The following is a 202-nucleotide window of genomic DNA, read 5'->3' as shown; positions in this document are numbered from 1 at the left end:
AACCTTTTACTACTTTATGGATTCCAAATTGTGGGTCACATGATATTAATAAATGCACATGGTCTTTGTTTATTTCCATTTCTATTATTTCTGCTCCAAGTTCATCTGCTTTATATGGTATTATCTCCTTTAACATCTTTTCTACTTCGCCAACTAAAACAGGTTTACGATACTTAGGACAAAATATTATATGATATTTACA

The 202-nt window shown here is 29.7% G+C and carries 1 protein-coding gene; it reads right to left on the bottom strand.

Translation table 11 applies throughout. From position 1 onward, the window contains the following. On the bottom strand, positions 1–202 hold a 202-nt coding region (gene tnpA, locus KGF48_RS20205; protein WP_227868519.1), incomplete at both ends, for an IS200/IS605 family transposase.

This window comes from Clostridioides sp. ZZV15-6388 (assembly GCF_020657755.1).
In the GTDB taxonomy this organism is placed as follows: Bacteria; Bacillota; Clostridia; order Peptostreptococcales; family Peptostreptococcaceae; genus Clostridioides.
Note: the sequence above shows the minus strand (reverse complement) of the source record. Positions and strands in the feature narration are given on the sequence as shown.